The organism is Paenibacillus sp. A3 (assembly GCF_001399685.1).
Classification (GTDB): domain Bacteria; phylum Bacillota; class Bacilli; order Paenibacillales; family NBRC-103111; genus Paenibacillus_G.
Genome location: NZ_JTHN01000293.1, coordinates 1 through 6,860, shown reverse-complemented (window position 1 = coordinate 6,860; position 6,860 = coordinate 1). Strand labels below are relative to the sequence as shown.

The window sequence follows — 6,860 nt, the reverse complement described above, 5'->3', positions numbered from 1 at the left end:
CTCTTCCTCATATTCCTGTTCATCCCGGTCCCAAAAGTAAACGCAGCCTTGATTCGCCCCCGTCAGCGCCAGGCAGACAAAGCTGCCTCTGGGGGTGGCTGCAATAGGCAGCAGCTCGCCCGGGATGACGCCTCCCCGATTCAATTCGACGAAAAAGCGCTCCAAGTTTCTTTCGACGGCAGCGTCCAGCGGCAAATAGTACATCGCATGCGAGCTGATGGCCGCGTTCAATACGGTAAACCGCCGCTTCTCCGGCCGGCCGCCATTGCTGCGCAGCAGAAAAGCCTTGTAATCCTGCGGAAGCGCCAGCCCGTACTTCCGCTCGAACGCGGCGATGTCCCCATCCGCGAGCGGCCGCCCGGGCTTTTCTGCTTCGGCCTGCTCCGAAGAGCGGGCATCCGCCTGCATCACCGGACTTGGACCGGCAGAGACGGTCTCGGACGATGCGACACATTCCGCAAGATGGAGCTGCGGAGCCGAAGGAAACGACGCCGACATCGGGTGCTCGAAGCTTTCATCTTCGAACCAATCGGCGGCATTGTCCTCCAGCAGTTGGTTGGACTGCTGCAAAAATTCAATAAAGCTTCCGGCCGCATAGTAAACAAAATCCGGGTCGTGCTGGTATACGATAATTTGCCCGAATGTTCCTGCAGGTGTCGGGTCCGCATCGTAATAGACCAAGGTCGACCCGTTCAAGGTCGCGAAGGGAAACCAGGATTTGTGCTCGTAATACGGCTTGATGCGCGGATCCCAGGCTTCCCGGTCCGCTCCCCGAACCTCCCCGTCCGTCTCGTCGTCTTCGTCAGGCTCCGCAAATTCCGGCCAATATTGCTCGCAAGTTTCCAGCGGTAAAAAATGAACGGGAATCGCCCCGTCCGGAAATACCGCTCCCCAGTAAGCGTGCCCCGAGCCGTTGGAAAAGCGGTAAAAATCTGTAAAATCCCGGTCAAAGCGAATTCCCGTTTTGTCCTCCAGGCGCTGGAGCTCGGATTCGCTTGCGCCCGCTTCCGGCGCGAACGGCTGCCCGTGCGCAGATAAGATTTGCTTCAAACGCTCGATCTGTAGGTTAAGCTGCGATTGCACATTCCGTTCCCCTTTGCCTAAGTCTCGTCGTCCTGCCTCAGTTACCGCCAATCGGCCAACTGCGCCGTCACCCGCCGAACCGCTTCTTTTTCCTTCTTCAGCACGGCTTCCTGTTCGGCCTTATCCAGCAGACGGATGATTTCACTGCGATCTGGCTCGCCCTCCGGCACTTCCCCTCTCGCGAACAGCTTCCCAAGTGCGGACAGCGCCGTCTGCCGCATGGCCTCATGCCCGTCCAGCCATCGGCAGACGTCCTCCCAGTGCGGCGCAGAGGCCGCGAACAGCTCGTCCCAGCCTCCGAACGGAAACGAAACGCGGGACTCCGCCCACAGAATGACGTCCCGGCTGTGGAAATACCGCAGCAAGCCATTGGCGCTGTAGCCGTCGATTTTGCCGTCCTGTGCCCCCTGCTCCAGCCGGGCCAATACTCGTTCCAGCCCTTCGCTTCCCGGAAGGCAGCATGCCGACAAATACGCTCTGCTGTGGTTCGACACTTCAACCGGAGGCTGGTCCGACCAGAGCGAACGCACCCAATCCGCGGCCGCTTCGCCGACGGTTTGACCTATGTACCCGAACAACTGATCCTGGTTACCCCAGTACGTCTCCCGCTCAAGTCTGGACAGCCATGCCTCCAGCACGGCGGCAGGCTCATAGCACGCGAGAGCTTCGCGTACTGCCGCATCCTCCGCCTCATGGAACGTAATATAGTCGATGAGCAGCGGCAACTCCTTCGCCGCCTCCTCCAACGTAAGCGTCAAATAACGTTCCAGCCAAGCTTTCCATGCCTTCGCGTTCGGCCCGTCGACATCCAGACCGTCCGGACCGCAGAACGGCTCGTACGCGCTATCCTCGGCGCCGACCAAAGCCAGCTCCGTTACCCGCTCCACAAATTCAGTGAACGAAGGGGCCAGCGGCAGAAACTCGCCTGTCTCATGTCCCCAGCTGACAACCGGCGGATCGTCCGGATCGCCTTCAAGATCGAGCAGCACGTAGTCCCCGTTGCCGGCCACGTGAAAAGCAAGATAACGTTTCTCCTCCTCCAGCTCGTCGTCGCCGAAATACGGCCATTCGAACGCATCGAGACTCCACGCCAGCTCGCCGGACGACTCAAAAGGAGACAGCGTCTCTTCGGCAAAATACCAGTAGATCGTGACTTTTCCCGCTCCTTCGGCAAGGATCCGGCGCACGGTCGGCGGCAGCCCGATTCCGAGGCGCGTCTCCGCTTCCCTTATTCGTTCCTCATCCGGCTCCGGCTCGACGACCCATTCGCGCACCGTTGCACCCTGCGCTTCGAGGCGCTTCAGCAGCGTGTCCCAACGATCGATCCATGCTTTTACTCTCTCCCTCATGCTTCTGCCTTCTCCTTTAGGTAACCTTCAATTGCGGAAATCTCTCCAGCGTATAACGGATTAACGCGATGTACTGCCGCTCGTCATCATCCTCGGTCTTCTCCCGCTCCAGCCAATAGTCCCCGTCCGCAAGGTCATATATTTCGTAAGCCGTCGCTTCCCGGCACTCCGGGTGTCGTACAATCGCCTCGATCGGCTCCAAGTCGTCATCCCAGTTAAATTCCAGCACAAAAGCGTGCAGAAGCTCCGGTGTATTGAGCAGATGCAGCCGGACCATGCGCTCCTCGTTCTCCGAATAGAGCAAAGAATCGACGAGCTCGCGTTCCGCCTCCGTCAACGTTAACCGGAAGGCTCCTTTCGCGCCAAGCAGCAGATCGGCAATTTCCGGCTGATGTCTCGCCTTAAACCAAGGCGTATGCGCAATCCCCTTCGGATGGTCCAGTTCGATGCCATGCGCGATCAGCAGCTCCACCGCTTGCTTATTGCCGAATTTGACCGCTTTTTCCAGCACCGACAAGCCGAGCTTGTCTTCCAGATTCGGATCGGCTCCCTTGGCGAGCAAAAACGCAAACATCTCCATCGGCGCTTTTTGCGTAATCACGTAGTGCAGCGGAGTGCGGCCGAACTTGTCCTGCCCGTTCACATCGTCTGTTGACGCTGCGGCTTCGAGTGCCGCCATCGACCGGTTTTTGATCGCTTCAAACAGTAGCATGGTATACCTCTTCTTCAGGAATCAAGGCAATTTTTCCGAACTGTCTGCCCTCCTCCATTCTTTGAAAGGCACGAACGGCTTCAGCTAACGGAAACGTTTCGTCCAAGACCGGCCGGATGCGATGCTTGTCCACAAACTGCAGCATTTGCTTGAATTCTTCGGCGCTTCCCATCGAGGTACCCAGAAAGCTGAATTGCGGAAAAAGAAACGGCCGCAGCGGAATTTCCACGGTGTCTCCCGAAGTGGCGCCCAAGCTGACAATACGTCCTCCGGGGCGTAGCACCTTGAAATATTGGGGAAACGTGGCCGGTCCGATGCTCTCCACGATGAGATCGACTTTTCGGCCCTCAAGCGCTTCGCCCCAGTCCCCTTGGCTGTCTATGGCCGCATCGGCTCCCAGCTCCATCGCCTTGTTGCGTTTGCCCGCGTCGCGGGAAGTGACGGTGACCTCTGCCCCCGCCGCCTTCGCCATGGCCAAAGCGTACGTCGCTACGCCGCTCCCGATCCCGGGAAGCAGCACATGCTCGCCCTGCTTCACTTGCCCGCGGGTGAACAGCGCCCGGTACGCGGTTAACGCGGCCAATGGAAGCACACCGGCTTCCTCCCAGGAAAGATAAGCCGGCTTCGGCTCTATATTGATCGCCGGAACAACAGTACTCTGTGCAAAGGTACCGTCCGTCGGGCTTCCCAGAATGTCCGGAACTTCCGGAACTTCGCTGGCATAACGCCAGCCGAGGGTCGGGTTGATGATCACCTCGTCGCCGATGCGCACGTGATCGACGCCGCTTCCGACCGCTTCTACAATTCCCGCTCCGTCCGAGCCGGGAATAAAGGGCGGTTCGCTTCCCGTTCTTCGGGCGAGCACGAACAGGTCGCGGTGATTGAGCCCTGCCGCTTTGATCCGCACTCTCACCTCGCCGGGTCCCGGATGCTTGGCTTCGACTTCTTCGAGCCTCAGACCGTTCGTGCCGGTCGCACCATAATGAAGTAGAGCTTTCATAGCCGTCACCTCTTTTGTCCTCATTATGTTCTAATAGTTTCCGATTCCCAGAACCGGTTCGTCTTTCAAATAGTTTTCAAAGTAGCTTTTCGCCACCCTGGGGATAAGCTCGGATAGCGACGCATGCTCCGCAGGGTTGTTGGCGAGAAAAGCGAAGTTTCGGAGAATCGCCCAGACGAAAAACAGGTCCAGGCTCTTCGCATCGAACTCCTGCATCTGCCGTTCCTCCCGGTAGGCGGACAAAAATTCGCGCCGGTTCTCCGGCGAAAGATGCAAAAAAGTCTCGGCCACGTCAAACAGATAATAGCCGTAGCCGCATGCGGAAAAGTCGATGGGCCTCGGAATGCCCTGATCGAAAACGTAATTGCTTTCGTGCAGGTCCGAATGAATCAGCCCCCAGGTGGACTTGGCCACCGTTTGCAGCTGCAGCCCGGCGACGATTTTATGCGCGGTCCGTTCCAGGCAAGCATACGCTTCGCCAGAAATGACGTTCATCTCCGGCAGCCGTTTTAACGGACCGGGCAGCGACAACACGTTGTCCGTATCATACACCGGCCGGGTGAACCCTGCGGGAGCGTTCCACTCCATCGCATGCCGATGCAGCGCAGCCATGAGCTGAGCCAGGCTTCGAGTTTTCCCGGGTGTCGGCTCCCTGTCCAGAAGCTCGCCATTTACCCAATGATGCACCGTGACGATAACGCTTTCCCCAGACGCGTTGACGGCCACCTCTGTGGTCAGCCCGTTGTCCCGGTTTCTTACCGGAGAAGGCACCGTCAAGGTCGTATCTGCGGCTAACGCTTCGAGCCAAAGCAGCTCCGATTCGACAGTTTTTTTGGAATGGATTCCCTTCGTAGCATAATGCAGCTTCATCAGATAGTTCAAGCTTTCCTGCTTCGTCTTCACCTGAAAGGTCACATTATCGCTCTTCCCCAAGTAAACAAGCCGCTCCCCATGAACCGGGAATTGCTTTAAAGCTTCCTTCGCGATGCTCTCGTCGTCCCAACGGACACGCATAACAACCCCCCCCAAAATCTTCCATTAGTTTACCCTGCAAAAAAGAGGAGCCAGGCTCCTGAACGAAACCGACGCTCCTCTAAGGACTGACTTGATTGACCTACTCTGCTTTGGTCGCTGTCGCTTCGGCCGGCGTTGGCACAGCAGCCAGCTCGAACGTCCGATTGCCGTTCACTTCGACGTTTTGAACCGCTTCGTTCGTGTTCACCCAGCCTCTCGCAAGCAGTGAGGCTTTGCCCGAGTTGACGAAGATTCTCCCCAGATACACGCGCCCATTGCACTTGAGATGGTTGCCAAAGTTGATATGATACAGCCCCGTGGCATAGCCCTTCAGCGTAAAAGGCTTGCCGGGAATGATCGTGGAGCCGATCTCCTGGTAGGACGTGCCTTCCGTCGTAAGCTTGGTGCCGTCCTGTTGATAAAAGGACACCGTAATATCTGCGGGCGTGCTGCCGGCATTGATAATTGGAACGAAAAATCCAGAGACTGTTCCGCGCTGCAATAATTGTTCGTCGGAATCGGGAAGGCGATTTCCTCAGGCAGCGTCTGCTGCTGTCCCGCCGCTTGGGACGGTCCTTCCGCAATAGCGGGAGTCATGATCTAGCGCCATTACAGGCAGTAATACTTTTTTGAGCTTGCTTTTCATTTCCCGAACCCCTTTTGTCAAGTCATTCCTCTCAACTGTAATGGAGCCCGCCCCGATTGTCCAGAGGGATTCTTTCCAGCATATGGGCAGCAAAAAAGCCTCCGGCGCCCCGTGAGGAGCTTAAGCCGAAGGCTTGTTTCCGAATCGATAGAACGGACGGGAGCGAGCCCGTCACGCTTGCGCTTGCTGTTGATACGGTCCTTTGAACGTTTTCACTTCGTAGTTTCCGTGGCTCGAGCTGAGGATATGCTCCGGCTTCGGCTTGCCTCTTGCCTGTCTGTGCCCTTCGAGATGAACCTCGCTGGTCTCCCATTTCTTCCACGCTTCCTCGGACTCCCAGCGAATCATTACAATGACTTCTTCGTCGCCTTTTCTCGCCTTCTTGACAAGTACGCTCAAATCGATAAAGCCTTCGCATTTTTCAATCGCGCCCTCTCCGCTGAAGCGCTGAACGACCAAATCCGAGGTTCCTTCTTTGACGATAATCGTTTTCATTTCAATAAACATGGAATCACTCCCCTAGATAAACTTACCATATTTATAATATTGATAAAGATTATCATTGTCAATTAACTGGCCGTCCTCCGGTATCGGTCGGCAGCCGCAACAAGCATCCATAGCAAAAGCGGAAATACGACGGCAAAGCCTGCTCCAAATCTGCCCATCAAAGCGATCATCTTGTCGTTGTCGTTGAACGTCGGCTGATAAAAGACGTAAGACACGACGAGCAGCAGCAAAAACATGAACAGATGCGGCCGATGGTCCGGCTTGCCCAGCATCCAGCTCGTGGCGTATACGCTGCAGTACGTAAAAGGAATCCACGTCAGAGCGATAAGTAAAAGATACAACGCGAGAAACACGATTTCAAAGCGCTCGATGAAAGGAAATTCGACCACTTTCAGCAAGCTGACCACCGGTTCGTTGTATTCCGAGATCTCGTCCGGGCTGAAGAACACCAGACAAGTAAAGTCGAGCAGCAAGTAGACAAGCAGAGCCAGCGTATTGGCGGCTATCACCCCAAGAGGCGCCCTTTCTTTCTTTTGCAGAAACGGATAC

General features: G+C 56.4%; 8 protein-coding genes. All 8 read right to left on the bottom strand.

Annotated elements, in window-relative coordinates; all coding sequences use genetic code 11:
* The coding region (locus tag QJ48_RS33280; RefSeq protein WP_054977591.1) for an SMI1/KNR4 family protein at nt 1-1,083 on the bottom strand (1,083 nt) is incomplete at its 3' end.
* A 41-nt stretch (nt 1,084-1,124) separates the two neighbouring features.
* Nucleotides 1,125-2,432 carry an SMI1/KNR4 family protein gene (locus QJ48_RS33275; protein ID WP_054977590.1) on the bottom strand — a complete coding sequence of 436 codons (1,308 nt, stop codon included), beginning with the start codon at nt 2,430-2,432 and terminating at the stop codon, nt 1,125-1,127.
* Nucleotides 2,433-2,448: 16 nt separating this feature from the next.
* Nucleotides 2,449-3,144: a DUF4274 domain-containing protein gene (locus QJ48_RS33270; RefSeq protein ID WP_054977589.1), complete on the bottom strand. Its 696-nt coding sequence runs from the start codon at nt 3,142-3,144 to the stop codon at nt 2,449-2,451.
* Nucleotides 3,131-4,144: a zinc-binding dehydrogenase gene (locus QJ48_RS33265; protein WP_054977588.1), complete on the bottom strand. Its 1,014-nt coding sequence runs from the start codon at nt 4,142-4,144 to the stop codon at nt 3,131-3,133. Before QJ48_RS33265 ends, QJ48_RS33270 begins: the two co-directional genes overlap by 14 nt.
* A gap of 30 nt (nt 4,145-4,174) precedes the next feature.
* Nucleotides 4,175-5,158, bottom strand: a complete 984-nt coding sequence (locus tag QJ48_RS33260) for a phosphotransferase enzyme family protein (RefSeq protein ID WP_054977587.1) — start codon at nt 5,156-5,158, stop codon at nt 4,175-4,177.
* 100 nt (nt 5,159-5,258) lie between these two features.
* Nucleotides 5,259-5,588 (bottom strand): hypothetical protein, encoded by a 330-nt coding sequence (locus QJ48_RS33255; RefSeq protein WP_157261836.1) that lies wholly within the window; start codon nt 5,586-5,588, stop codon nt 5,259-5,261.
* 387 nt (nt 5,589-5,975) lie between these two features.
* On the bottom strand, nt 5,976-6,311 hold the full coding sequence (locus QJ48_RS33250) for an antibiotic biosynthesis monooxygenase (RefSeq protein ID WP_054977585.1): 336 nt from the start codon (nt 6,309-6,311) through the stop codon (nt 5,976-5,978).
* A gap of 62 nt (nt 6,312-6,373) precedes the next feature.
* A partial coding sequence (locus tag QJ48_RS33245) for a GerAB/ArcD/ProY family transporter (protein ID WP_157261835.1) occupies nt 6,374-6,860 on the bottom strand: 487 nt, incomplete at its 5' end.